Origin of the sequence: Bradyrhizobium sp. 142 (assembly GCF_023074015.1) — a bacterium.
Lineage (GTDB): Bacteria > Pseudomonadota > Alphaproteobacteria > Rhizobiales > Xanthobacteraceae > Bradyrhizobium.
The window spans coordinates 25,801-52,087 of sequence record NZ_JADPKQ010000305.1; the positions used below are offsets into that span (position 1 = coordinate 25,801).

Genomic DNA, 26,287 nt, shown 5'->3' on the forward strand with positions numbered 1-26,287 from the left:
GTGGTAGCGGGCAGGCTCGTGGTTGAAGGTGTCGCGCCAAACAGGCAGTAGGGGTAATGGGTCCTGGCTTTCGCCAGGACGACACAAGCACTTACTCCGCCGTCTGCTCCCTCAACCCCGCCACATCCTTCGCCGTCAGCGTCGAGCCCTTGGTGCCGAACCGCGCCGTGACGTAGTTCGCGACCGCCGCGATCTCGTCGTCGGTGTAGGCGTTGCCGAAGGCGGGCATCGAGAGGGCGCCGTCCGGTGTGTGGCGTTTGGTGCCTGAGAGCACGATCTGCGCGACGTTGATGGCGGCGGGATCGTTCACGGCCCAGGTGCCGGTCAGTGTCGCCATCGGCGACACCGGGCTCGCGCCGCTCCAGCCGTGGCAGCTGACGCAGGCGCCGGCGAACACCTTCTTGCCGCGTGCATCCGCCGTGGCGCCGTCCTTGTGCGAGGCGGGCGCAACGGGCGCCATGTCGGCGGGCAGGTAGGGCGAGGGCGCCGGCGGCACGCTGCGCAGATACGCGACGATGCTGCGGATGTCTTCAGGAGCGAACTGGCTCAAGCTGTGATCGACCGCTTCACCCATCGGACCCGAGGCCGAGCCGTGGCCCGGCGCGTGACCGAGCGACAGATACGCGATCAGGTCCTCGTCGCGCCAATTGCCGAGCCCGGTCGCCTTGTCCGAGGAGATGTTGAAGGCGCGCCAGCCCGCTGTGATGGCGCCGGCGAACTTCTTGCGGTTGTCCAACGCAAAGCCGAGATTGCGCGGCGTGTGACACTCGCCGCAATGCGCCAGCGCTTCCGTCAGATACGCACCGCGATTCCACTCCGGGCTCTTGGAGGTATCAGGCGTAAAGCGCGTGTCCGGATTGAACACGGCCGACCAGAAGATCATCGCCCAGCGTTGGTTGAACGGGAACGACAAACTGTTCTCGGGCGCCTTGGCGCGCACCGCCGGCAGGCTGAACAGATACGCCTTCACCGCCAGCACGTCCTCGTCGGTCATATAGGTATAGGACGTGTAGGGCATTGCCGGATACAGCCGCGCGCCGTCATGGCGCCTGCCGCGCTGGACCGCGCCCAGGAAATCCTGGTCGCTGTAATTGCCGATGCCGGTGTCCTTGTCCGGCGTGATGTTGGTCGAATAGAGCGTGCCGAACGGCAGCTTGAAGCCGAGCCCGCCGGAATACTCCTTCTCGCCGGGCTTGGTGTGGCAGACCATGCAGTCGGCCGCCTTCGCAAGATACTCGCCGCGTTCGACTAGGCTCGCCTTCTCGAGCCTTGCCGGCACGCCGGCCGGTTTGCCGGCGCGGTAGTCGGCCAGCGCCACTTTCGTGCCGCCGGCGAAATCGAGCGGGCCGGACCCGCGGATGATCCAGATGCCGAGCGCCACCGCGACGATGGCGATCACCACCAGGCTTGCGAGGATACGCATCTTGCCGCTCATGCCTTCTTCCCCGCAGTCAGAAGTTTCCGGTCGATCGGCAGGCGCCGCAGCGCCACGCCGGTTGCGGCAAGAATCGCGTTGCGCAATGCGGGCGGTCCGGCGTTGACGCCGGCCTCGCCGATGCCGCCGGGCGCCTCGCCGCTCTTGACGACGGTGACCTCGATCTTCGGTGTCTCGTTGATGCGCATCATGCGGTAGTCGTGGAAGTTCGACTGCTGCACGCGGCCCTTGTCGATGGTGATCTCACCATAGAGCGCGGCGGTGAGGCCGAAGATCAGGCCGCCTTCGATCTGCGCCTTCACCGTGTCGGGGTTGACCGCGATGCCGGTGTCGACCACCGAGGTAATGCGGCGGAGCACGATCTCGCCGAGATCGTCGATCTCAGCTTCCACCACGGTCGCGAGGAAGCTCGCAAACGACGGCTGCACGCAGACGCCGCGGCCGATGCGCGGCGGCAGCGGTTGTCCCCAGCCGGATTTCTCCGCGGCGAGGTTGAGCACTGCGAGCGCCCGCGGGTTCTTCGTCAGCATGGAGCGGCGGAATTCCACCGGATCCTTGCCGGCCTTGCGCGCTAGCTCGTCCATCGCGCATTCGACCGCGAACACGTTGTTGTTCGGGCCGACGCCGCGCCAGAAGCCGGTGGGTACCGCCGGCGGCTCGGCTCGGACATATTCGACGTGGAAGTTTGGAAAGTCGTAGGGCGTCTCCACGGCAGCGTCGACCGCGTCGATGTCGATTCCCTTCTCGAACGCCGGCGGCAGCCAGCGCGCAATCACCGCCGAACCGGCGACCTTGTACTTCCAGGCCGCGACCTTGCCGTCGACCAGCGACGCCGTAACCTGGTCGCGGTAGATCGGGCGGTAGACGTCGTGCTGGATATCTTCCTCGCGAGTCCACACCACCTTCACGGGGTAGTCGACCTGTTTTGCGATCTTCACCGCCGCGATCACCATGTCCGGCTCGAGCTTGCGGCCGAAACCGCCGCCGAGCAGGTGGTTGTTGACGATCACCTTGTCGACGGGAAGGCCGGCCGCCTTCGCCGCCTCCGACTGCACGCGCGTTATGATCTGCGTGCCGGTCCAGATCTCGCAGGCATCCGGCCTGACGTGGACGGTGGCGTTGATCGGCTCCATCGAGGCATGCGCAAGGAAAGGCAGTTCGAAGTTCGCCTCGAATTTGTCGCCGCTCGCGAGCCCCTTGGTGATGTCGCCGACCGATTTTGCGACCACGCCGTCCTTCTCGCTGGCGGCGCGCAGATCCTGCCAGATGTCCCTGGTGGTGAGCCCTGCGTGCGGTCCCTCGTTCCACTCGATCTTGAGCGCTTCGAGGCCCTTTTTTGCGGCCCACATGTGATCGCCGATCACCGCGACCGTGTCGTCGAGCACCACGACCTTGCGCACGCCGGGGACTTTCACCGCGGCACTGTCGTCGACCTTGCCGACCTTGCCGCCGAACACGGGGCAGGCGGCAACGGTGGCGAATTTCATGCCGGGCAGGATCGCGTCGATGCCGTAGACGGCCTTACCGTTGACCTTGTCCGGCGTGTCGAGACGCTTCAATGGCTGGCCGATATAGACGAAATCCTTGGGGTCCTTGAGCGGCACGTCCTTCGGGGGCGACTGCTTTGCGGCGGCAAGCGCCAGCGCGCCGTAGGGGCTGCGGCCGCTTGCGGCATGCAGGACCTCGCCTTTCGATGTCGTGCAGCTTGCAGGCTCGACCTGCCATTGCGCCGCGGCGGCCTGCACCAGCATCGCTCGCGCGCTGGCGCCCGCTGTGCGCAACGGTTTCCACCAGGCGCGGATCGAGGTCGAGCCGCCCGTCGCCTGCAAGCCGAAGGCCGGATTGGCGTAAGACTGGTCGTTGGGCGGCGCGTGCAGCACTGCAACCTTTGCCCAGTCGGCATCGAGCTCTTCGGCCAGGATCATCGAAATCGAGGTATAGATGCCCTGGCCCATCTCGACCTGCGGCATGATCAGGACAGTGCGGCCGGTCTCGTCGATGCGAATGAAGGCGTTCGGCGCGAACTTGCCGTCGGTCGCGTCCTTCGGCTGCTCCGGTTCGTTGACGGCGGCGCGCAGCGGCAGATGGAAGGCAAGAACGAAACCGGCGGCGAGGCCGCCGGTCAGAAGCGTGCGGCGGGAGACGCCTTGAAGGGAATTGTCTGCGATCATGGCGGACCTCACGACTGACGGCCGTTTGCGGCCTGCTTGATGGCCTCGCGGATACGCACATAGGTGCCGCAGCGGCAGATGTTGCCGGCCATCGCGGCGTCGATGTCGGAATCATCGGGATGCGACGTTTCCGCCAGCAGCGCCGCGGCCGCCATGATCTGGCCAGACTGGCAGTAGCCGCACTGGATCACTTCGAGATCGAGCCAGGCTTTCTGCACCTTCGCACCCGACGGCGTGTTGCCGACGGCTTCGATGGTGGTGATGGCGCCGTTCTCGACCGCGCTGACCGGCAGCACGCAGGAGCGCACCGCCTTGCCGTCGACATGCACCGTGCAGGCGCCGCACTGCGCGATGCCGCAGCCGAATTTCGTGCCGGTCATCCCGAGGATGTCGCGCAGCACCCATAGCAGCGGCATCTCGGGGGGCGCGTCGAATGATTTCGTCTCGCCGTTGATGGTTAGAGTTTGTGCCATATGCATCCCCTTGCTCGACGATCGCTTGCGGCGATCGGGTCGGCGAATTGGCGCGACCATAATCATACCAGTGCGAAACGACGAAGCGTCGAAATTCCTGGCAATGCATATTTGCGCAGGTAGCGCGTCAGGCCATGACGTTCACGAATTTGTGCGGCGATCGCTGCATCGGTTTTGGGCTAATTGATATGATAATCGTCATGTTTTGAGGTGTTTTCTTCCCATGCGTCATTGATCGCCGCAGATGATCGTGCGAATGCGCAAAATCATGCGATGTCGATATTCGTGCGATTGGGAAAGTCAGGCGACGGCGAGCACGGTGCGCTTCTGACGGGATCAATCAGAACGGCCAATCGCTGCATCTGCGATGCGATAGCCAGCCTGCGCGATGATGGCATCATGCGCCTGTTTTGCCCGACGGGGCAACGGGTTCTACCAGGCGCCTAAGCCAACCGCTTCATCAGGCGCCTAAGCCATTGATTCCGCGCGCCCCGGCTACTGTGCATGGGGTTGTTTTGCCGCTTTTTGATGCAGGAGCGCCACAGCACTGTGGCGCGATGCGCATCGCGGCGGCCGTCAGCTGTGCCGGAAGCCCATCCGGAATGCGCCCCAGTGTCTGCCACGGATCATGATCGGCGACGACAGGTCTTTCATCAGCACGAACTGCCCGCCGCCCATGTCGCGGCGATAGGTTTGCAGCAGGAAGGGCTTCGTGTTCGCCGCGACCTTCTGCACCGCCCGATCGGTGAACAGGCGGCGGTTGCGGCAATTGGCGTTGTTCCAGACCGGGTCCTTGCCCTGCGGCAGGCGGTAGTTCGGATTGTGGGTCGGCAGATAGCCGCCTTTGGCCCAGGCGACGCAGAACACGATGCGGGGATCGGATTGCTGGATCGGGTCCTGGATCGCGGGCAGTACGCGATCGGTGAATTCGACGTAGCTGGTGAGATATTGTTTGGGATCGGTGCCGGCGATCTCCCGATAGGTCTCGTCCATCAGCTGATCGAGGGTGATCTCGCCGCGGTCGATCGCGGCCTCGAACTCGGCCGAGATCTGCTTTGCGGTATCGACGACGGCGCGGATCAAGGAGGCATCCGACGTCTCGACGCCGCTGTCGGCGATCAGTGCGATCAGGCCTTCGGAGGTGTCGAGCAGTTTTGTCACCCGCTGGTCGGCATTCTTGAGATCGCGAGAGGAGAGGTCGACGCCCTTGGCGAGTTCGCTGAGCTCGCCAATGACGGTGTCGCAGTGACCGAGATTGGAGGTCGCGGCGCGCGTGACGCTATCGATCTCGGCTTCCACCGAGGCAAAGCCCCGCTGCACGCGTGAGATGATGTCGGAGATCTGCTGGGCGCCTTCACCCGCGGTCTTGGCACGCAGCGAGGCGTCGCTGCTCTCGCCGATCAGGCCTTCGATCTGGCCGTCGAGATCGCGCACGGTGTCGGAGATCTGGTGCGTCGCCTGGCGGGTGGCCTCTGCGAGGTTCTTCACTTCGCTTGCGACCACGGCGAAGCCGCGGCCGGCATCGCCGGCGCGCGCCGCCTCGATCGTTGCGTTGAGCGCGAGCAGGTTGGTTTGCTTGGCAATGGCCTCGATCGAGCCGGAAACCTTGGCGACCTGAGCCAGCGCGGAGCCGACCGCGCTGAGCCGCGCCTCGATCCGGCCGACGGCCGCGACGAGCTCCGCGATATGGCTGACCGCCGTGTCGACGGCGTTGCGTGACTGGGCGATCTCGCCGACCGCAGCCGAGGTGGTCGATTGCACCGCCTGCGATGCATTGGCGATGTCGTGGTTGGCCGAGACCATCCTCTCGGCCGTCTTCTGGAGGTGATGGAATCGTTCAGACTGGTTCGCAACACGGCTTGCGACCTCCTGGACGTTGCCGGCGATGTCGGCAAGCTCCACGCCGAGGCCGCCGATGCGGTCGGCAAGCTGGTCGATGAGGCGCTCGGCCAGTGTCCGGTTCGATCCGGTGTCCAATACTGCAAGCTGCGCGACGGACATGTTTGGGCTTCCTCCAGTCAGAGCCGTTCGCCGGCCCTCCGCGCATTCCCATTCCAATTCCGACTCTAAAGGATGATTCGCGCCTGGCGTCTTGCCTGAACGTGCACTCGAGCGCGAAGAAATATCATCGCGCTTCAGGTCCTTGTTCGCGCGAAAGCTGCGGCTCGCCTCTTCGAAACTTGCGCTAGAGCTTGTAGGCCGTCCTGAATCCGCCCCAGTGCCGGCCCTGCACGCGGATCGGAACGTCGATCTCGCGCATCATGACCGTGTTCCCGTAGCCCATGTCGCGCGCATAGCTCTGTACCAGATACGAGCGCAGGTTGTGCGCCGCCGCCAACCCCGCCGGATCGTTGAAAATCCGCCGGTTGCGGCTGTTGGCCGTATTCCAGGCGGCATCGCCCGGCCGCTGCGGATGCGAATAGATCTTGTTGTGCACCGGCAGGAAGCCGTTGCGGTCGACCATGGCGCAGAACGCCATGCGCGGCTCCTTCGCCAAAAATGCCTCTTGGAACGGCGGCAGCGCGCGGTCGGCCCAGTCCAGATATTTGGTGCGGTACTGCTGCGGATTCGTGCCGGCGATTTCGACGTAATCGGTGTCGAAGAGGTCGTCGATCTTGACCTCGCCACGCGCAACCGCGTGTTCGAAGATCCTGGTCAGCGCGGTGCCCGCCTCCATGGCACGGGTGACGTACTCTGTGTTCTCCTCGTGGATCGACCAGAGCTTGTCCTCGATCTTCTCGCTCAGTTCGGCATTGGGGCTGACGAATAGCGTGCGGGCGCCGGCCTTGGTCTGCTCGACCACGCGCAGCCGGCAGGCCCCGACATCCTCGAGGCTGCCGTCGATGATCGCCTGCGCTGCGAGACGGCCTGCGTCCGCGCCGCCGATCAGCACGCCATCCATTGAGATCTCGTAGACCGGCAAGATTCCGCGCGCGGTTTCGAGTTTGAGATGGCAGGGCAGTCGCTCGGTCTTGCGGCGATCGTCGTGCTCGCTCTGCCTGAGCAGGATCGCGCACCGCGATTTCAGCTTCTGCGCGAAAGTCGTGACGGCCTTCCCGGCACTGGCGACGTTCTCGCCGTGGGTCCAGGCGGCCTTGGTCGCGGCATCGATCTCCGCCGCGCTCTCGCCGACCGAGATGATGAACTGCGACGCGCTGGCGGCGTTGCTGGAAACCTCGCCGGTGGTCGCATTCTGCTCGGCAACCGCGCCGTTGACGGTGTCGAACACCGGGCGGATCGCCTCGATCGCCTGCGAGATGCGGTGCACTGCGTCCGCAGAGCCGGCGGCGTCGCGCTGGAGCGCGTCGATCTTCTTCGTGATCTCTTCCGTTGCGCCCTGGGTCTGTACCGCGAGCGCCTTGACCTCGGTGGCGACGACTGCAAAGCCCTTTCCAGCAGTGCCGGCGCGCGCCGCCTCGATGGTCGAGTTGAGCGCGAGCAGCGTCGTCTGCCGTGCGATCTGCGCGATCAGGTTGACGACATTGCCGATCGCCGCCGACGACTCGCGCAGCCGGTCGACATTGGCGCGCGCCTCCTGCGCAGCGGCGCTGGCCTGGTCGGCGAGCTTGCCGGCCTCGCGGACCTGCGCGCCGATCCCGTGCGCGGATTGGGTGAACTTGTCGGCGGCCTGGGCGAAGGTAGAGGCGTTCGATTGCGCGAAATTGGTCCGGCCGGTCAGTGCGTCGGTGCGCTGGCGGATATCGGCAAGCGTCGCCGCGGTCGCCTCCGCGCCGCCGGCCACCGAATTGGCGGCACGCTCGAGCTGGCGAATCATCCCTCCCAGCTCGAGTTCCAACAGTTCGAGGATTTCCCTGGCCGAATCGCCCTCGGCGGCTGGCGCAGGCTCGGAATTGGCGGCCGGCTGCGCAGCCGGCGGGGCTGCCATAGGCGCGGCCAAATCCGGCAGACGTTTCCGAAACAGTCCGAATGCCATCAGGTCTCTCTTGTCGGGGGACGGGCGGACGCTATTTTCGCAAGCCGAAATGAAGTCAGGGTTAACGATGCCTGACATCTGGACACGAGCCACTACGCTATTACCTTAAAGTATGAGAGACCCTTTCATTCCGGCGGGTTGGCAGCCTATAAGGCCGCGCTTCCCACTCTCGCTGGCGGACGCTTCCCGTAAGAGACCAAGAGACCACGCATGGCCGGACATTCCCAATTCAAGAACATCATGCACCGCAAGGGGCGGCAGGATGCCCAGAAGTCGAAGCTGTTCGGCAAGCTGGCGCGGGAAATCACCGTTGCGGCCAAGCTCGGGACGCCCGATCCCAACATGAATCCGCGCCTGCGTGCGGCGATCACCGCGGCGCGCCAAGAGAACATGCCGAAGGACAATATCGAGCGCGCCGTCAAGAAGGCGCTCGGCAATGAGAGCGAGAACTATGACGAGATTCGCTACGAAGGCTATGGCCCCGGCGGCGTCGCCGTCATCGTCGAGGCCCTGACCGACAACCGCAACCGCGCCGCCTCCGACATCCGCTCCTTCTTCACCAAGTCCGGTGGCAATCTCGGCGAAACCGGCTCGGTGTCCTTCATGTTCGATCGCACCGGCATCATCGAATATGAGCGCAGCGTCGCCTCCGACGATGCGGTGCTGGATGCGGCGATCGAGGCCGGCGCCGACGATGTCGTCTCCGGCGAGAGCGGCCACGAGATCTACGCCTCGACCGAAAGCTATCGCGACGTCGCCAAGGCGCTGGAAGCCAAATTCGGCGAGCCGCGCAAGGCCGCGCTGATCTGGAAGCCGCAGAACACGATCGCCGTCGATGACGACACCGGCGAGAAGCTGCTCAAGCTGATGGACCTGCTCAATGAGCACGACGACGTCCAGCACGTCTACGCCAATTTCGAGGTCTCCGACGCGCTGATGGCGAAGATAGGCGGGTAGGGCCCGTCAGATAGCCGCGCAATCTCCGCTGTCATCGTCCGGCTTGACCGGGCGACCCAATATTTCAGAGACTGTGATGGGGTACGGACAAGCTGCGGCGTACTGGATACCCCGCTTTCGCGGGGTATGACGGCGTGTGTTGTGGCTTGCAGCGCGGACTCTGGCACCGGAGCCCTCTTTCCTCTGTTACTTCCGTTCTGTTTCTGTTTCGCTCCTTCCGGCCAGCCGCTATCACTGGTCCATGACCGCGCTCCCGATTCGCGTCCCCGTTCGCATCATCGGCATCGACCCTGGCCTGCGCCGCACCGGCTGGGGCATGATCGAGTCCGAGGGCAATCGCCTGATCTATGTCGCCTGCGGTTCGGTGGAACCGCCGGACGACCTGCCGCTGGCAAGCCGCCTGCTCGCGATTCATGAGGGCCTTGCGGCCGTTCTCTCCGCCCACAAGCCGGTGGAAGCCGCGGTCGAGCAGACCTTCGTCAACAAGGACGGGGTTGCGACGCTCAAGCTCGGCCAAGCCCGCGGGGTGGCCATGCTGGCGCCCGCCATGTTCGGCATCAGTGTCGCCGAATACGCGCCGAACCAAGTCAAGAAGACGGTGGTCGGCGCCGGCCACGCCGACAAGCAGCAGATCGCGATGATGCTGAAGATTTTGTTGCCGAAGGCCGAGCCGCCGTCAGCGGACGCCGCCGACGCGCTGGCCGTCGCCATCACCCACGCTCATCATCGCCAGAGCACGGCGCTGCGGCTGAAGGTGGTGGGAATATGATTGTTCGCCACGCATCACCGTCGTCATGCCCGGCCTTGTGCCGGGCATCCACGTGCTTTCTTGCCGATGTCAAAAGCGTGGATGGCCGGGACAAGCCCGGCCATGACCAGCGAGACTTGCCTGCCGCCGCCGGGGAATCAATATGATCGGCAAGCTCAAGGGCCTGATCGATTCCTACGGCGAGGATTATGTGCTCCTCGACGTCGGCGGCGTCGGCTACCAGGTGCATTGCTCGGCGCGCACGCTGCAACATCTGCCGGCGCCGGGCGAAGCCGCAGTGCTGTCGATCGAGACTTACGTCCGCGAGGATCAGATCAAGCTGTTCGGCTTCCGCACCGACCAGGAGCGCGAATGGTTTCGCTTGCTTCAGACCGTGCAAGGCGTCGGCGCCAAGGTCGCGCTGGCCGTGCTCGGCACCCTGTCGCCGTCCGACCTCGCCAATGCGATTGCGCTGCGCGACAAGGCCGCGGTGGCGCGCACGCCTGGCGTCGGTCCCAAGGTTGCGGAGCGCATCGTCACCGAATTGAAGGACAAGGCGCCGGCCTTCGCCAATGTCGATCCGGCGGTGGTGCATCTTGCCGGCGCTGTCGACGACCAGCGCGCCCCGCGGCCCGTCGCGGATGCAATCTCCGCGCTGGTCAATCTCGGCTATGGCCAGCCGCAGGCGGCAGCGGCGATTGCATCGGCCGCGCGCAGTGCCGGCGAGAGCGCCGAGACGGCGCAGCTCATTCGGCTGGGCCTGAAGGAGCTGTCAAAGTGATCGCGGCCCACGCCAATCCCGTCGCCGCCCTGTTTCGTCGCCTTTCGCGCGTGGCCGGTATCGTCGTGATTTTCTCCGTTGTGGGGCCGCTGACAACCGCCGCGCTGGTTTCGGTGACGGTGACAGCGCTCGGTGCCGCGATGCTGCAGATGTTTCTTGCGCTCCTCGATCTGGAGGCGCTGCGCGCTCTGCTTTCGATCGCGGTCGTGCTGCTGGCCATCGCCACGGTTCTTGCCTCCTTCCTTCCTGCAGTCATCGCCGGCTTGATATTCGCGCTGGCTGTGGTCTACGCCGATCTCAACATGATCTGGATGGCGTGGCTCGCCGCGGCCGTGGCCGCGGCCGGCTTCGTCGCGTTGGGCGTGTTCATTGTGCCCTCCGAAACCTCCGCGGTGATCTTGCCGAGTGTCCGTTCCGCGCCTGAGGCGCTTAAGCTTTCGGCGATGCTTGCCATCCTCGCCGTCATTCCGGCTAGCCTGTGCTGGTGGCTCGCGAAACCGCTGCATCGTGTTATCCTGCCCGCATGACCACACCCCCACGCATCGTCACGCCCGAGCGCCGCAGCGATGATGTCGGCGACACTGCGCTGCGGCCGCAGTCGCTGTCCGATTTCGTCGGCCAGCAGCAGGCGCGCAAGAACCTCTCGATCTTCATCGAGGCGGCGCGCAAGCGCGGCGAGGCGCTGGATCACGTGCTGTTCGTCGGTCCACCCGGCCTCGGCAAAACCACGCTGGCGCAGATCGTCGCCAAGGAGCTCGGCGTCGGCTTTCGCGCCACCTCCGGCCCGGTGATCGCCAAGGCCGGCGATCTCGCCGCGCTGCTGACCAACCTGGAAGAGCGCGACGTGCTCTTCATCGACGAGATCCATCGGCTCAGCCCGGCGGTGGAAGAGGTGCTCTATCCCGCGATGGAGGATTTTCAGCTTGATCTCATCATCGGCGAGGGCCCGGCGGCGCGCTCGGTCAAGATCGAACTGTCGAAATTCACCCTCGTCGGCGCCACCACGCGCGCCGGTCTTCTGACCAATCCATTACGCGATCGCTTCGGCATTCCGGTCCGGCTCAACTTCTATACGATCGACGAGCTGGAAAGCATCGTCACTCGCGGCGCGCGCGTGATCAATGTCGGCATGAGCGCCGACGGCGCCAACGAGATCGCGCGCCGCGCTCGCGGCACGCCGCGCATCGCCGGCCGCCTGCTGCGGCGCGTGCGTGATTTTGCCTCAGCCGCCGATGCCGCCTCGATCGATCGCAAGATCGCGGACCACGCGCTGAGCGCGCTCGAGGTCGACGCCGCCGGCCTCGATGCCATGGACCGCCGCTACCTCACGACCATCGCGCAGAACTATGGCGGCGGCCCGGTCGGCGTCGAGACGATGGCTGCTGCGCTGTCCGAGCCGCGCGATGCGATCGAGGACATCATCGAGCCCTATCTAATCCAGTGCGGCTATCTCCAGCGCACCCCGCGCGGCCGCTTGCTCACCTCGCACGCCTTCCGTCATCTCGGGATCAGCGAGCCCTCGCGCGATGCGGCGCAGTTCGGCCTGTTCGGCACGGACGAGAGCGACGACTGATCTGCGCAAATGCCGATTGCCCGGGTCGTCATGAATTTCCGGTAATCCTCGTGCAGGCGATCTGCACAAGTGCCACCCCAATTTCGCTCCAATCGGGCCGCATCACGCAAGGTGCATCACAATCGAGCCGCCATGATCACGCGCCGTCATCTCATCCGTTCCATCGGCGGTCTGTCCGCCCTCGGCATCTCAACCGCTGCCTATGGCGTCGGCGTCGAGCCGGTGCTGCGGCTTCGCGTCACCCGCTATCACCCGACCCCGCGGCAGTGGCCCGGGGACTTTCCGCTGAAGATCGCCGTGATCGCCGACATCCATGCCTGCGATCCCTGGATGCCGCTGGAGCGGATCGAGGCGATCGTCGACCGCACCAACGCGCTGAACGCCGACCTCATCGTGCTGCTCGGCGACTATGTCGCCGGTCTACACCAGGTCACGCGCATCATTCCGTCCAACGAATGGGCCAGAATGCTGGCCGGCCTCAAGGCGCCGCTCGGAGTCCATGCTGTCATGGGCAATCACGACTATTGGGACGACAGAACCGTGCAGCAGACAGGGCACGGGACGACGATCGCACATCGTGCTCTGGAGGCAGCCGGCATTCCCGTCTACGAGAACGACGCCGTGCGTCTTACCAAGGACGGCCGCCCGTTCTGGCTCGCCGGCCTCGGCGATCAGCTCGCCTTTCTGCCGGCGCGGCGCTTCCGGAGCACGGGGCGCTTCGGCGCCGACGATCTCACCGCCACGCTGGCAAAGATTACCGACGACGCGCCGGTGATCCTGCTCGCGCATGAGCCCAACATCGCGCCACGCGTGCCCGCGCGCGTCGCGCTGCAACTGTCCGGCCACACCCATGGCGGCCAGGTCCGCCTGCTCGGCTGGTCGCCGGCCGTTTCGCCGCAGCACGGCCTCCGGCTTGCCTATGGCCATTTCCGGCTGAAATGCGACGTCATCATCTCCGGCGGCCTCGGTTGCAGCATCATCCCGGTCCGCGTCGGCGTGCCGCCCGAGATCGTCGAGGTGACGCTGGGGCGGGGGGCGGTGGTCGCGTAGTATCGCCGTGTCGGATTGTGCGGCAGCGGTTGAAGCGCTAGCATCGCGCAATGGAGCGAATTGCGGAAGACACTGAGAAACTGCGCTCGCTTAGATCTGCCATAGATAGAGGAATGGCGGATGTAGCGGCGGATCGCGTTGTACCTTGGAATTTGGAAGAGTTTCTCGAGGAAGCTCGCAGACAGAGAAGCCCTAACCCGAAATGACTGCCCATCTCGATGGCGAGATCCGCGACGGTCGCCACCACATGCAGGTCCGCGTCTATTACGAGGACACGGACTTCTCTGACTTGCCATTATCGTAGTATGCAAACATGCCAATTTCTTCTGCCTTGCGGCGGTTTTCGGGGAAAAGCTTCTTGCCGAAAAGGGCGGCACTGTTCAGGTATGGCGTATATTCGTAGGGCGTCCGCTTGCGGCCGGGATGCACCACAATGCAGTCGATCAAATTGCGGAAGGCGACGCGGGTTTCGATCGCTTTCGGATTGATCTTCAGCGCGCTGACGAGTTTCTTCACCTCCGAACGGTAGAGTTCGCCGAACTTCGGATGGTCGAACGGGATCACATTCTCGCTGCCATTGCCCAGCAGCCGCAAGCGCGCATCCACATTCTCCCGCTCTAGATCGCACTCATCGATACGCTTAAGCAGCTCATCCGGTTTACGACGACTGTTTGCGATCGCATATGACAGGCGCTCTATCTCGGTAGTCAGTACTCGCCGTCGACGCTCCAGGTTGTCGCGTTCACTGCCTTTTTTTCGGTCTTTCTTGCGTTCCTCCTGCCAAGCACCCATCGCTTCTTCAATGGCTTTTGGCGAAAGCAATTTCGCATCGATCTTGATGGAAACATCCTCAAGTAGAACGTCCATGTCAAAGCTTCGGGTGTGCTCGCAGGTGCCTCGCTGATGCGCGTTGGCGCATGCCGCACGCGGCGCGCCGTTCCGAGACGATTGTGCAATTCGCATATGGCCGTTGCAAACGCCGCAGCGGAGTACGCCGGCAAGCGGGTGCTCATTGTTACGCGGGATCAGCGGGCGACGCTGCGGTTTACCCGTTGGTCCGAACATATGGATGGCGCGCGCGCTGCGCACTTTCTGCACCGTATCCCAGAGTCCTTGCGGAATGATTCGCAGCTTGGGATTCTTGACCAAGATGTGGCGTTCTTCCGGATTGCGGCGCTTCTGCTTCTTCTGTGTCTCCGGGTTCAGAATTGTTGAGCGAACATTCCAATGAATTTCGCCGATGTACAACTCGTTGCCGAGAATTCCGCGACCATGACGACCACCAGTGATGCACTGATGATTCCAAGTGGAACGGCCAGCCTTGTTCTTGTGACGGGTGGCACCGGGCGAGTGCACGCCTTCGTGGGTAAGATCGGCGGCAATCTCTCGGGTTGAACGGCCCGAAGCATATTCTTTGAAAATGCGGAGTACGATCTTCGCTTCGTTCTTGTCGATCAAGCGCTCACCGGGCGCGCCAGGCTTCAGCCGATAACCGTACGCATACGCGCCGGGAATTTTTCCGTTGGCGACGGCGTTGTCGTGCCCGCGCCGAACTTTGTCAGCAAGCTGCGGCTTGTAGATCGTGTTGTAGAGACTCGCGATGCTGATATCGGTGGCGGTCGCGTAAATGCCTTTCTGATCCATTAGGTCAACGCCGTTGAACTCGAAGACCTGTTTTAGGCGCTGGATCGTTGCGGGATCGCGCGACAGCCGATCAAAGTGCTCAACGACGACCACGTCAAAGTCGTGATTTCGCACGCCGTTGAGAAGTCGCTGATAGCCATCACGCGCCTCTTCGGTAAGGCCAGACTTTGCGGCGTCAACGAATTCACCGATCACGTCCAGGTTGTTGCGTTCGGCGATCTTTCGGCAAAGCAATAGCTGACCGTCAATCGAGGTCGCCTTTTGCATGTCGCTGGAATAACGGGCGTATAGCACGGCCCTCTTTTTCGGTGACACTATCGTCATGCCGTTCCCTTATCGGCTGTTCCAAATCGGCTTTTTCGTCCCGTGCAATTTGTCGTCCGATGGCGCGCGCCAACTCGAGCCAGACTTCCTCATCGTCGGGATTGTCCCAGCTCTGAGGGTGCGAAGGGGCAAGCGGTCGGATGATCGCTTTTTGTCTCGGATGCGATCGCGTCCCGTTACGCATTACACAGTAGCGCAGGCGATCGCGTCTGCAAGCATCAATGGCGTAGCGCGCGTGATTTCTCGAAGTTTTTCGGATGCCATCGCATGAACCTGGACGGAGTAGCTGAATTCTCCTCTCGACAACTTTGACAAACGTCCGCGCCAAGATAAACGCGGTCGCCGCTGCACCGCAAGTGCGATGTCGCGCGTTTGCGTTGCGGCTGCATGTTCGTCGTAGCGATGGGAAAACGCGGCGGAAAAAATTACGAAAAAATACTTGCGCTATCGAAACGATTCCGGCCGATCACTTATCGCCTCCGTAAACCAAGTGGGCATGCCCGCGCTATGGCTTGCGTTTGAAAGCCGGCAGCCGCACTCCAGTCTCCTTGCAGGGATGTCTTAGGCCTGCTCGCTAGCATCTGCACCATCCTCTCAATCCCCGTGGTCGCGGCAGAATCTGGGAGCCGGCGCACAGCAAGGAGGCCACCGAAACACGATCCCGAGCGACCTAAGGAAGGACCCGTCGAATATCCTTAAGAAGCTGCTACCCACGCCGATCTCTAGCTGGTTCGGCGCGAGGAACTATCTGGCGATTCTGCTGAATCCGAGTTCTGAAAACTTGACCCTAGTGTCCTCTGTCCGAGGACTGAGGACAGCGCGGAACCATGAAAAGCCAGGATATTGTCGTCCTGCTAAAGCTCGTCAGCTTGCAGGATCATGAACACGCAACCGGGACAGACATCCACCTGGACGGTGAGGACCCGTACTCGGTGAGAGGGCTCGAAGCCTCTCTCGGAATCAGCAAAACGGAAATCGCGGCCTCGATCAATCGCAGTCTCGCATCCGGCATGGCGATCAAGGACCGCGACACCAACCGTCCAAATCCCAATCGCAGGAACCTGCGCGATTTTATTGCCCACGGGCTGAAGTTTGTTTTCCCGGCAAAACCAGGTCCGATGCAGCGCGGCGTGCCGACAGCTTTCGCCGCCCCTGTCCTAAAGGACTCGCTCCACAGCGCTGGCAGCCTGATCCACGTCTGGCCGTATGCGCGCGGCCGCGAGATGGGCGAGTCAATCGAGCCTCTGTTCAAGACCGTGCTAGAAGCCGCAGAGAAGGACGATCGCCTTTACGCCTATTTGGCTCTCGTGGACGCGATACGACTCGGTAATCAGCGCGAAGCACACCTCGCCAGCAATTTGCTTAAGGAGCGGCTAGGATGACGATCCAAGGCCGTCTCAAGGAAATGCTGAAGACAGTTGCCGTCGCGCTCGGCGATCACTTCTTGCGCGATTGGTCTTTGTGGGCGGCTGCACAACAGCTCTCCATATAACGGATCCGGTCACGCTTGAGGGAGTAAGAGCCACAGATGATGTCGACCTGATTGTGGATCTGGCCGGCTTCCCGGAGTGGGCAAAGTTACTGGAGCAACTTCGCAAGCAGGGCTTCTCCGAGGCAGTCGGACGACAATGTCATATGCCGGATGAAGCTTGGCGAGCTCAAGGTCGACTTTATGCCGGACGACGAGGAGATCCTCGGCTTCAGCAATCGTTGGTACGCAAAGGGGATCGAAACAGCCGTTGAGACGTCACTGGATGAAAACATCACGATCCGGCATCTCACCCCGCCCATGTTCATCGCAACGAAGCTGGAGGCTTATCGCGGCAGAGGTGGCGGCGACCTTATCGGCAGCCGCGACGCTGAAGATATCCTGCTCCTCGTTGACGGGCGGCAAGAACTGGTTGACGAAGTTGCCGCCGCCGATGCGGACATTCGCTCATACATTGCCGGGGAATTCAAAAGGCTACTTTCAGATCGCGATACTTCGATCATTTCCTCGAAGGAAATATTCGCGGCCCGGAGGGACGTGCTGACATTGTCCGCGACCGCTTCATCGCATTGAGCAGGCTCGGCGACGGCTGACATGGCCTTTGCAATCCGCTGGCAGAGCCAGCAAGGAACAAGGACGACCGACAACCGGGATTGTGCCGGAATCGGCATACGTCAAACGGAGGTCCTCGCCATCGTCCTTGACGGTTCGAGCTCCGGAGCAAACAGTGGAGTCTTCGCCTCCGAGATTGCGCGCCGAATAGTCGATTGGTTCGTGTCGACGGACCACGCAATCATCGTAGCGGTCCTAACTGCCCAGCTTCGGGCGACGCATGCCGAGCTCACCGAGCATTTCCAGAGGGATTCGGCGAGCTACCTCTTGATACGCGTCGGCGATGGACGCGAGGCACTCATTCTGCACGCAGGCGGTTGCCTGGTTGGCCATTACGCGCCAGCGGGCAAGGTGTCTTGGCTGGTCCAACCGCATACGCTCGCCAACGCTGTAACGCACGATGAAGATCTGCGATCTGGCAAATGATATCGGTCGTCATCATCTTACGCGTAGCTTCCGCTCGCGAGAATTTGTCGAACCGGCTTTCTGTTCAATCCCGGCGGACAAAATGGCGCGGCTTGTGGCAACGGATGGATTCTGGGCTGAGCTGGATCACGCCCAGCAGAACGCGTTCATCCATGGCCGCATGGCGGAGCACGCCGGAGAGGGAGATGACCGCAGCGTACTTCAGATCACGCGCATCGCCGGAGATGCATTGACCAAGGTTTCAGGGACCGAGCCTCCTCGCAAGATCTACATAAAAAGGGCGCGAGAGAAGCAATTGTGGAATGCGACGAAAACCAAGAAATAATAGTGTGCTTCTGCCAAGCGAACTCCGCAGTTACGCGCTTTATCGATGAGACGCCCGACCGGACCTGGCTGTACGAGATCAAGACGAGCGAAAACGATTGCCTCAGCCGATCCCGAATGCGGGCACCACATCTTCCTCCCAGATCTGAATCGCAGGCACACCAGCCCTGGCTTCGATATTGACGCGTTCGAGCGGAACATCGAGGGCCGTCGAGCCAGAGGCCACGTATCTAAGCACTAGCTCGTCCAACACGCCCCTTCGAGGTGGGAAAATCGCTCCGAACCGCTTTTGATCCGGCAATGCGCGGTGCATTTCTGCGTCAGCTCCGGATCGAATGAGGGCAGGCGCAATGACGTCATCGGCGCGTGCTTTGACGATCTCTGTACGCTCGGCCAGCACCACCTTGGGCGCCAAGGTCTGAAACACTTCATCTCCGCGCCGCCAACGCTGATGGTAGAGGCTGAGGTCAACGATATCGAATGGCGGTGCAACGAGCCAGTAGTGTCCGGTCTCGTAACCACGACCCTCATGTTTATCGACAATCGCGAAATGACGTGACTGGCCGTCTGAATTTCTTATGGATACCGAGCCCTTCATCACTGTGTTCCAAACGCCGAGGCGGTCGAGCATTCTTGTGAGGATACCCGTTACAGCGATGCACGAGCCAAACCATTGATAACGGTCCAACCGCGCCGAAATGATCGGCGCAAGCCTCGCCAAGACCTCGCGCACATGGGCGTCGTAGTCTGCGGTGCGTTCGCGGTGGACAACCCATTCCGAGTACAACTCGAGAAATCGACGATCCCGACGTTCCTCAGCGACGAACTGTGGATCATCGAAGAAGCCTGGCGCGGAGGTGTCGATACCAACGCTCTCAAAACGTCTCGGCAACTGGCCTCTCCGCACGGCGGAAGCGCCCAGCATCTTCTTGCGTTTGCCTTCGCCCATCGCCCGCCCCCCAAAAAGCATCCCAGAGAAATATTCTTACAACGAATCGCATGTGCGGCGCGCTCAATCGGAACCTTCGCATACAAGCTGCACCTGCAGCGATCCTCTTGGCAGCGCTCCGAGCAGCCGGAAGTCGGGCTTGCTGATCCGGTAGTCCTTGGGCGTCTCCCTGCGGGCCGGGCTGTCGGCTTCGCTAAAGGCCCGGCTGACGCCGGGTCTTCACCCTTCGGGCTTCCATCCCTGACGCGGCCCTCGCGGAAGCGTTCGCCGAAATTGCTCCTTTTTGAGCGCGCTGAGCGCGTCCAGGAGTGAGAGTGCCGGCCGGGTTGGCCGTGACGGGTTGGAAGTCGCGAGAAAGGCTCGCGGCGCCCGTCGCGGAGACCCGCGATGTCGAGACATGTTGTTCGGGCGCGCGCCGGCGAGAGCCGGGCGAATCTCTATGACGAAATCACCGACAAGATCATCACTGAGTTGGAGGCGGGCCGCGTGCCCTGGGTCCATCCCCGTCACGATGGCGATGCGATCCTCATGCTCCGCCTTCATCTCGAGAAGAACGTTTTCCGGATGATCCGCCAGATAATCGACGTCCACGCCCTTGTGGTGCTTTGCGCAGGGCAGCATCAGGTTGTTCAGGTCTCTGGCGAGCGCTGGCGAACGAACGGGATCGCCGCGTGGCCCGTCTGCACTGTCGGCCACGATATGCGCGATGAAGCCAAACTTTCCATCCTCACGGCCGGCGATCAGGTCACCGATGAGATCCTCGTTGCATCCGCGATACTCGCAGCGTCCCCCAGCCTTGGCCCAGAGAGCGACCTGAATTTTGCTTGGGATTTGCGATTTTGCCATGGTGGAGGTCCGATACGACTCGGTATAGTGTTCACGTTTTACCCCAAAAGCTCAACCGCGCGGTTCGACAATCCCCACGCGCTTCCTGGGCTGCATCTGGAGGCCGAAGGTGGTCAGCAGAGCCGACCCGCGAGAGCGAGGAATTCCTGGAAGATATTGCCGAGGAGCTGAGCGTCCCGCCTGGCCGCTACGAGCAGGCGGAGCGAAGTTACAACTCGCTTGGAGAGTGGCTGCATCGTGACGCCTCGAGCGTCAGGCAGTATAGCCCCAAGGTCTACGTCCAGGGCTCTTTCCGGCTCGGCACCACGATCCGACCTTCCAACGACGCGGAGGAGTACGATGTCGACTCCGGTTGCGAATTTTCCCTGACTTGATTGTCGTAGTAGGCAAACGTGCTGATTTCTCGCTCCTTGCTGCGGTTTTCGGGGAAAAAGTTCTTGCCGTAAAGCGCGGAGCTGTTCAGGTAGGGCGTATATTCGTAGGGCATCCGCTTGCGAACCGGATGCACTACTATGCATTCAATCAAGTTGCGGAAGGCGACGCGAGTTTCGATCGCCTTCGGATTGGTCTTGAGCGCGGTGACCAGCCTTCTAACCTCCGAACGGTATCGGTCACCGAATTTCGGGTGATCGAAGCCAATGACATTTTCGCCGCCACCGCCCAGCAGCCGCAAGCGCTCTTCAACGCTTTCCCGCTCCAGGTCGCACTCATCGATCCGCTTGAGCAACTCGTCCGGCTTCCGACGGCTATTTGCGATGGCATATGACAGGCGTTCGATCTCGGTAGTCAACACGCGGCGTCGACGCTCTAGCTTAGCGTGTTCGCTGCCCTTGTTCCGATCGTTTTTGCGCTCCTCCTTCCAGGCACACATCGCCTCTTCAATGGCTTTCGGCGAAAGCAATTTCAGTTGGAGTTTGTCGGAAGCATCCTCGAGCAGAACGTCCATGTCAAAGCTACGGGTGTGCTCGCAGGTGCCCCGCTGATGCGCGCTCGCGCATGCCGCGCGCGGTGCACCGTTACGCGAGGATTGAGCGATTCGCATGTGGCCATTGCAGACGCCACACCGGAGCACACCGGCAAGCGGGTGCTCATTGTTGCGCGGGATCACGACCCGACGCCGCGGCTTGCCAGTCGGTCCGAACATAGATACGGCGCGCGCGCTACGAACCTCCTGCGCTCGATTCCAGAGCACTTGCGGAACGATCCGCAGCTCTGGCTTCTTGACTACGATGTGGCGCTCTTCTGGATTGCGGCGCTTCTGTTTCTTCTGGGTCTCCGGGTTGAGAATTGTCGAGCGAACGTTCCAATGTATCTCGCCGATATATAGATTGTTGCCGATAATGCCGCGACCATGCCGACCGCCTGTGATGCACTGATGATTCCAGGTGGTACGGCCAGCCTTGTTCTTGTGACGAGTTGCCCCTGGTGAGGGCACGCCTTCGCGGGTGAGATCAGCGGCGATAGTTCGGGTCGAGCGGCCCGCTGCATATTCGGTGAAGATGCGGAGCACAATCTTTGCTTCGTTCTCATCGATCACGCGTTCGCCCGGCGCGCCCGGCCTCGGTCGATAACCATAGGCGTATGAGCCAGGAATTCTTCCGTTGGCAACAGCGTTGTCATGGCCGCGCCGAACCTTTTCGGCGAGCTGCGGCTTGTAAATCGTGTTGTAGAGACTTGCGATGCTGATGTCAGTGGCGGTCGCATAGACCCCTTTCTGATCCATCAGCTCAACGCCGTTGAACTCGAAAACCTGCTTGAGACGCTGGATGGTTGCGGGATCGCGCGACAAGCGGTCGAAATGCTCAACCACGACTACGTCAAAGTCCTGGTTTCTCACACCGTTGAGCAAGCGCTGATAGCCGTCCCGCGCACCTTCGGTAAGACCAGATTTTGCGGCATCCACAAACTCGCCGATGACATCGAGGTCGTTGCGCAATGCGACCTTCCGGCAGAGCAATAGCTGACCGTCAATCGAGGTCGCCTTTTGTATGTCGCTGGAATAACGGGCGTATAGTACGGCCGTTTTCTTCGATGACGCTGTCGTCATGCCGGTCCTTTATCGGCTGCCCCGAGCCGTGATTTTCATCCCGTGCGACCTGACGTCCGATAGCGCGCGCCAACTCAAACCAGATTTCCTCATTGTCCGGATTATCCCAGCTCTGAGGATGAGAGGGGGCAAGCGGTCGAATGATCGCTCGTTGTCTTCGGAGAGATCGGATGCGGGTACGCATTTGCAAACTCGCGAGCAGAAGCTAGCGTAAATTTCTGCGCTGCGCTACAGCCAAGCCGCAGCGATTGCTCGCAACGCTTCTCTCATGCTGACTTCGGCAGCGTCGAATGAAAATGAAATTCTTCAAGTGCCGCGGCGCGCGTGAGGGCATTCCTAGCGATGAGGCGCGTAGTCGAGAGCAGATACGCTAAACAAAGCGGAGTAAAAATACTTGCGGGTGACGGCGACGTAAGTCTGTGGCTGGGTGACCGGTGCCTAGCGGACCCGTTCTCGGTTCACGGGGCTTCTCGTACAGATGTGTAGTGGCTGCCGCGGAGCGCCGGCTCGTCCATCAATAAAATTTGGCCGCTGGCGGCGAATTGTCGCGCACAGCCCAGACGCGGTGGTCCGACCCCAAGGAACCGTCGCTGATTGGGTCTTTCTTATTCCGCTGGTTCGATGACCCTTGCGTCGAGCCTCCAAGAGCAAGCACTCCGTCTGCGTGAGCTCCGTACTCGGGCGTCGAAAAGCACTGTCAGAAAAACGCATACTTCTGATAGAGACCTTCCGCTCCGATATCCAAGGAGTTCAAAACTGAACTCGCTGCCCAGGTCCCGTCCGGTGTCTGGATCCTCACGGATTTCCTCCATGTCGGCTGGCGAGACACCATCGATGGTGCCCGTGGCCTATTTTATCGAATGTTGTCGGGTTTATGTGTCCATGTTTTGCGGGAACGGAGACCGCGACCCCAAAGCATCAGACCTCGCTTGAAAAGATCGAACAGAAGATCGAGCGGAAGAAGGATGCTCCTCGCATTCGCGGCTAGCGCCGACCTGCTGCAGCACCGAGATCGCCCAGCCGCGAGCGTCCGGCATCGAGGGTCCTCTCTCCGGTACAATCAGCATCGAATTCGCTCCAACGAATCCCCCAGACAGTTCCGGCGGTTAGCACAACGCGGGATTCCGGATCGTCTGGCCGAATGCGGTCACGTGCTAGGGGGGCCTCATGACCCAGCCGGGCGCGGTCCTCTGACCTCCCGCGAGATCCAAGGGCCTTCCGCGAGCACGGGAATCTGCCCGCGGACCCGGCCGACGAGGAGCCGAAGTGCAGATCGAGCAAGTCGGCTTCGGAGCCGAAGAAGGACAGGCGTGCTGCATCGACACAGCCCAAATGAGCGCTGAATTCAGCGATCGGGCCCGTCATATTCCGCCCAACAATCGGTCGTCTCGTACACCCTCACGCTCGAGAGTTGCGCAAGGCGCGGTTTCGCGTGCTTCCAGATCCAGATGGCGATATTTTCCGCCGTCGGATTTTCCAGTCCCGGGACTTCGTTCAGGCAATGGTGATCGAGCTTCTTTAGAAGAAAACCGAACGCTTCTTCCATGTTGAAGAAATCCATTACGAACCCGGTGTGCGGATCGACGGGCCCGTTCAGCACGACCTCGACCCGATAGGAATGACCGTGCATCCGATGACAGCGATGTGTCTGCGGGACGTTTGGAAGTCGGTGCGCTGCCTCGAACTTAAATACCTGGGATATCTTCATCTGATGCCGGGATGTTTGTGGGATTGCACGCCGAGTCGCCATTTCCGATGAGCAGACATTACGCGACGGCGTGCCGCATGTGGTCGACGGCGTCGAATTGTCGAGCCCCCTCTCATCGAACCGGTCCGGCAGAGCTTCCGGCTGCGGCTACACGAATTTTGAGTTCGTGTCCGCGAGTGATGCCCACGCGGCGCGATTTGCTGACGCAAATCCAGTTACCACGCCGGCCGGGACCGGCAGCCTGCCGTTCGTCTCGATCGCGATAAGGAACCCGAGATCATGGAGCGCTTGCACGAGATCGTCGCCGAACCGCAACAGTGGTTCTGGGCACGTTCATTGCCTGTGCCATGCAGGCGATGGAGCGTCTACTACAAGATCCGGTAGATGCCGAAGCCAACTTGAGGCGCTAGGGTCCGGCCGCGTTCCCCCGCCGATCATCATCGAGGAAACAGAAATGAACGCAACCGACGAGAAGCCAACAAAGGGCAGAACGGCACAATATGACTGGCAAAACCTGGGTGGCTACCCACGAACACCTCAATCAGGATCCTCGTTGTTCTGACTTAAGAGCCGCAGAAGGCTACGATTGGCGGGAGGCGTATACCTAGGGAAAATCGACTAAGGCAAAAATCAGCTTGTGAAACGTCAAACGGATTTACGCGATCACGGCGATCGATTGGCGCAGATAAACTTATGTACCCCTGTGCAAGAGCAGATCCGGAGAGGGTTGCGCTGAGTACGCGATCAGCGAATTTGGAAAAGCTCGCGACACGTTCATCCATGAATGAGCCGGATACGGAATTCGCGCTCGAGAGCGAGCGCAATTTGATGCCACAGAAGAAACAGCACATCGATCTATCGGACCCGAATCTCTCGAGCCTTATCCTGCGGCTCGCCATTCCATCTGTTGTTGGGTTATCGATCCATGCGTTACAGCAAGTCGTCAATGCGATCTTTGTTGGCGCACTTGGCGCGCAAGCGATCGCAGCTGTGAGCATGACGTTGCCGATCATGGTCCTGCTCGCGGCAGCCGGACAGGGGATCGGTGTTGGAACGGCGTCGTTCATATCTCGTCATCTGGGCGCTCGTGAGTACCTAGAGGCGAGTCGAGGCGCAAGTACAGCACTCGCCCTCACCGCTCCGACCGGTATCATAGTTACCGTCGCACTGCTTCCAAATCTGCCAGCGATATTCGCAACCCTCGGAGCCACTCCAACCATCATGCCCGTGGCGCTCGACTACGCGGGTACGCTTTTGTTCGGGAACACCCTGATGCTTCTAAACATCGTCAGCGGGTTCATTGTCAGAGCCGAAGGCGATACGCGATTCAGCATGTGGGCGATGCTTATCGCGTTTCTACTAAACGCTGTGCTTGACCCCGTCTTCATATTCCTGCTTCACCTTGGTGTGCGAGGCGCAGCCATCGCAACGCTGGTATCGCAGATCGCTGCTATTGGACTCTATATCGCGTATTTTACGAAGCTTGGCGGGACAGTTCTCGTCAGGATATCTCACATATCATTGCGAGCAGATCGGATCAGACAGCTCGCGTTGGTAGGCGCGCCGGCGACAATGACGAGTATCTTATCTGCTTTTGCCGTTATGCTGTTGTACGGAGCTGCTGCGCCGTTCGGCGATGATTCAATCGCCGCAGTTGGAATAGCTGTGCGAATCTTGATGGTCGGCGCACTGCCTATCACCGGGTTCTGCATAGGCGCTCAAGCTATCCTGGGTTTCGGTTGGGGCGCACGCGACTATGTTCGTATTCTGAAGGCTGCGAAGTTCATGCTCTTCGTGACGGTCGCATTCTCCATGGTGTATTCTGCAGCCGTTGTGATTTTTGCAAGGCCTTTGGCGAGCCTATTTAGCGATAACGAGAAGGTCACGGAAATAGCCGTGTCGACCTGCATCGTGTTCCATCTCTTCTTTGGGCTGTTTGGGGTTCAGAGTTTCGTGACGGCAATGCTTCAGTCGTTTGGGAGAGCACGCCTCAGTGCAATTGTGTCCCTGGCGAGGCAGGGGTATCTCTTCATACCGGCCGTACTGTTATTCCCGATGGTTGCGGGTTTCAACGGACTGTTAGCCAGTCAAGCAATCGCTGAGCTGGGCGCCGGAATGATCGCTCTGTTCGTCATGTTCCACCAGTTCGGTGAGCTCAGACGAGCGCTCCGGCACCGTGGTTCAAGAGCAATCGGGATAGCGGGTTGACCTGAGAACGGATGTCATCGAGCCCAGAGCATTGGGCGTAAGCCTCCTGAGAAGCTCGCGGCAAGATGCGCTGCCAGTGGGCACGGATTTTGCGGGCTCGCGGGCGTGCGATCGGCGCGGTCCTTCATCCAGGCGTGCTCCTCGCACTCGCGGATCGCACCGGCTCGCCTAGCGGACGGATCGGGCAGTTCGGCGAGCGATAGCCAATGTGCTCCCGCTCGCCAGGCGGGGGGTGCCTTTTTGCGAGCGCGTTGGCGGGGCGGCAAGGGCTCTACGCGCGGTCGAAAAGCTCGGCTTTAGCAGAGTGGGTGTTTCTGCGCATATGCGGGTTTGTCTCTCAACCCGGGTCTTTGGAGCTGACTTGAATGCCGCCGCTTTGGGTCGACACTTCGCCTCTTGAATTTTCGCCTGCCACGATTCGCTGTTGGGCCGTCGTGGCCGCCTCGGTCAATCTCGCTTTCATCGCATTGGTCATATTTTTGGCGTGACTGAACCGCCCCGGGTTTGCCGGAGGCTCCAACTCCTGAGAGGATGGAGCCATGACGAGCAAGACGACGAACAAGTTTTCACCCGAGGTCCGGGCCCGTG

General features: G+C 61.5%; 23 protein-coding genes and 2 pseudogenes. 14 read left to right on the top strand and 11 right to left on the bottom strand.

What is annotated here, in order from left to right; genetic code table 11:
- Positions 1–91: 91 nt before the first annotated feature.
- The 5 genes from IVA82_RS27405 to IVA82_RS27425 form a co-directional block, all read right to left on the bottom strand.
- Positions 92–1,435 (bottom strand): cytochrome c, encoded by a 1,344-nt coding sequence (locus IVA82_RS27405; RefSeq protein ID WP_247387052.1) that lies wholly within the window; start codon positions 1,433–1,435, stop codon positions 92–94.
- The gene (locus IVA82_RS27410; protein ID WP_247387053.1) at positions 1,432–3,606 is read right to left on the bottom strand and encodes a xanthine dehydrogenase family protein molybdopterin-binding subunit; all 2,175 of its coding nucleotides are present in this window, start codon (positions 3,604–3,606) and stop codon (positions 1,432–1,434) included. The genes IVA82_RS27405 and IVA82_RS27410 overlap by 4 nt, the downstream gene beginning before the upstream one ends.
- An 8-nt stretch (positions 3,607–3,614) precedes the next feature.
- On the bottom strand, positions 3,615–4,079 hold the full coding sequence (locus IVA82_RS27415) for a (2Fe-2S)-binding protein (protein ID WP_247387054.1): 465 nt from the start codon (positions 4,077–4,079) through the stop codon (positions 3,615–3,617).
- A 576-nt stretch (positions 4,080–4,655) separates the two neighbouring features.
- Entirely contained in the window at positions 4,656–6,080 is a 1,425-nt protein-coding gene (locus tag IVA82_RS27420) for a methyl-accepting chemotaxis protein (RefSeq protein ID WP_247387055.1), read from the bottom strand.
- Positions 6,081–6,264: 184 nt separating this feature from the next.
- Positions 6,265–8,013 (bottom strand): methyl-accepting chemotaxis protein, encoded by a 1,749-nt coding sequence (locus IVA82_RS27425; RefSeq protein ID WP_247387056.1) that lies wholly within the window; start codon positions 8,011–8,013, stop codon positions 6,265–6,267.
- 210 nt (positions 8,014–8,223) lie between these two features.
- Here IVA82_RS27425 and IVA82_RS27430 point away from each other — a divergent pair, with 210 nt between their 5' ends.
- The 7 genes and pseudogenes from IVA82_RS27430 to IVA82_RS27460 all read left to right on the top strand — a co-directional run.
- On the top strand, positions 8,224–8,970 hold the full coding sequence (locus tag IVA82_RS27430; protein ID WP_247387057.1) for a YebC/PmpR family DNA-binding transcriptional regulator: 747 nt from the start codon (positions 8,224–8,226) through the stop codon (positions 8,968–8,970).
- Between the two features lie 241 nt (positions 8,971–9,211).
- Entirely contained in the window at positions 9,212–9,739 is a 528-nt protein-coding gene (gene ruvC, locus IVA82_RS27435) for a crossover junction endodeoxyribonuclease RuvC (RefSeq protein ID WP_247387058.1), read from the top strand.
- 142 nt (positions 9,740–9,881) lie between these two features.
- A complete protein-coding gene (gene ruvA / locus IVA82_RS27440; protein ID WP_247387059.1) occupies positions 9,882–10,499 on the top strand; it encodes a Holliday junction branch migration protein RuvA in 618 nt (205 codons plus the stop codon).
- Positions 10,496–11,026: a hypothetical protein gene (locus IVA82_RS27445; RefSeq protein WP_247387060.1), complete on the top strand. Its 531-nt coding sequence runs from the start codon at positions 10,496–10,498 to the stop codon at positions 11,024–11,026. The genes ruvA and IVA82_RS27445 overlap by 4 nt, the downstream gene beginning before the upstream one ends.
- A complete protein-coding gene (gene ruvB, locus IVA82_RS27450) occupies positions 11,023–12,072 on the top strand; it encodes a Holliday junction branch migration DNA helicase RuvB (protein ID WP_247387061.1) in 1,050 nt (349 codons plus the stop codon). Before IVA82_RS27445 ends, ruvB begins: the two co-directional genes overlap by 4 nt.
- A gap of 132 nt (positions 12,073–12,204) precedes the next feature.
- Positions 12,205–13,122, top strand: a complete 918-nt coding sequence (locus tag IVA82_RS27455) for a metallophosphoesterase (RefSeq protein ID WP_247387062.1) — start codon at positions 12,205–12,207, stop codon at positions 13,120–13,122.
- Between the two features lie 202 nt (positions 13,123–13,324).
- Positions 13,325–13,414: pseudogene (locus IVA82_RS27460) on the top strand (acyl-CoA thioester hydrolase); the annotation flags it as partial.
- Here IVA82_RS27460 and IVA82_RS27465 read toward each other — a convergent pair.
- Entirely contained in the window at positions 13,387–15,090 is a 1,704-nt protein-coding gene (locus IVA82_RS27465; RefSeq protein ID WP_247387063.1) for a recombinase family protein, read from the bottom strand. The pseudogene IVA82_RS27460 and the gene IVA82_RS27465 sit on opposite strands and share 28 nt — an antisense overlap.
- 827 nt (positions 15,091–15,917) lie before the next feature.
- Between IVA82_RS27465 and IVA82_RS27470 the strand changes: the two genes are divergently transcribed.
- From IVA82_RS27470 to IVA82_RS27485, 4 genes are all read left to right on the top strand, one after another.
- Complete coding sequence (locus IVA82_RS27470; protein ID WP_247387064.1) at positions 15,918–16,472, top strand: hypothetical protein; 555 nt, start codon at positions 15,918–15,920, stop codon at positions 16,470–16,472.
- A gap of 260 nt (positions 16,473–16,732) precedes the next feature.
- The gene (locus tag IVA82_RS49095) at positions 16,733–17,152 is read left to right on the top strand and encodes a hypothetical protein (protein WP_346658764.1); all 420 of its coding nucleotides are present in this window, start codon (positions 16,733–16,735) and stop codon (positions 17,150–17,152) included.
- A gap of 21 nt (positions 17,153–17,173) precedes the next feature.
- Complete coding sequence (locus IVA82_RS27480) at positions 17,174–17,617, top strand: protein phosphatase 2C domain-containing protein (RefSeq protein WP_247387065.1); 444 nt, start codon at positions 17,174–17,176, stop codon at positions 17,615–17,617.
- Complete coding sequence (locus tag IVA82_RS27485; protein WP_247387066.1) at positions 17,592–17,942, top strand: hypothetical protein; 351 nt, start codon at positions 17,592–17,594, stop codon at positions 17,940–17,942. The genes IVA82_RS27480 and IVA82_RS27485 overlap by 26 nt, the downstream gene beginning before the upstream one ends.
- 102 nt (positions 17,943–18,044) lie before the next feature.
- Here the strand turns inward: IVA82_RS27485 and IVA82_RS27490 are convergent, their stop codons facing one another.
- Entirely contained in the window at positions 18,045–18,890 is an 846-nt protein-coding gene (locus IVA82_RS27490; protein ID WP_247387067.1) for a hypothetical protein, read from the bottom strand.
- A gap of 387 nt (positions 18,891–19,277) precedes the next feature.
- Between IVA82_RS27490 and IVA82_RS27495 the strand changes: the two are divergent.
- Together IVA82_RS27495 and IVA82_RS49100 are read left to right on the top strand one after the other, a co-directional pair.
- Positions 19,278–19,394: pseudogene (locus tag IVA82_RS27495) on the top strand (ArdC-like ssDNA-binding domain-containing protein); the annotation flags it as partial.
- Positions 19,395–19,729: 335 nt separating this feature from the next.
- The gene (locus IVA82_RS49100) at positions 19,730–20,110 is read left to right on the top strand and encodes a cyclic GMP-AMP synthase DncV-like nucleotidyltransferase (protein WP_346658765.1); all 381 of its coding nucleotides are present in this window, start codon (positions 19,730–19,732) and stop codon (positions 20,108–20,110) included.
- Here IVA82_RS49100 and IVA82_RS27500 read toward each other — a convergent pair.
- The 3 genes from IVA82_RS27500 to queD form a co-directional block, all read right to left on the bottom strand.
- Positions 20,011–21,783: a recombinase family protein gene (locus IVA82_RS27500; RefSeq protein WP_247387068.1), complete on the bottom strand. Its 1,773-nt coding sequence runs from the start codon at positions 21,781–21,783 to the stop codon at positions 20,011–20,013. The two genes, IVA82_RS49100 and IVA82_RS27500, sit on opposite strands and share 100 nt — an antisense overlap.
- Positions 21,704–21,967: a hypothetical protein gene (locus IVA82_RS27505; protein ID WP_247493645.1), complete on the bottom strand. Its 264-nt coding sequence runs from the start codon at positions 21,965–21,967 to the stop codon at positions 21,704–21,706. The genes IVA82_RS27500 and IVA82_RS27505 overlap by 80 nt, the downstream gene beginning before the upstream one ends.
- Positions 21,968–23,128: 1,161 nt before the next feature.
- Positions 23,129–23,491: a 6-carboxytetrahydropterin synthase QueD gene (gene queD / locus IVA82_RS27510; RefSeq protein ID WP_247387072.1), complete on the bottom strand. Its 363-nt coding sequence runs from the start codon at positions 23,489–23,491 to the stop codon at positions 23,129–23,131.
- A gap of 780 nt (positions 23,492–24,271) precedes the next feature.
- On the opposite strand from queD, the gene IVA82_RS27515 reads away from it, so the two are divergent.
- The gene (locus tag IVA82_RS27515; RefSeq protein WP_247387069.1) at positions 24,272–25,699 is read left to right on the top strand and encodes an MATE family efflux transporter; all 1,428 of its coding nucleotides are present in this window, start codon (positions 24,272–24,274) and stop codon (positions 25,697–25,699) included.
- Between the two features lie 337 nt (positions 25,700–26,036).
- Here IVA82_RS27515 and IVA82_RS27520 read toward each other — a convergent pair.
- The coding region (locus IVA82_RS27520; RefSeq protein ID WP_247387070.1) for a hypothetical protein at positions 26,037–26,287 on the bottom strand (251 nt) is incomplete at its 5' end.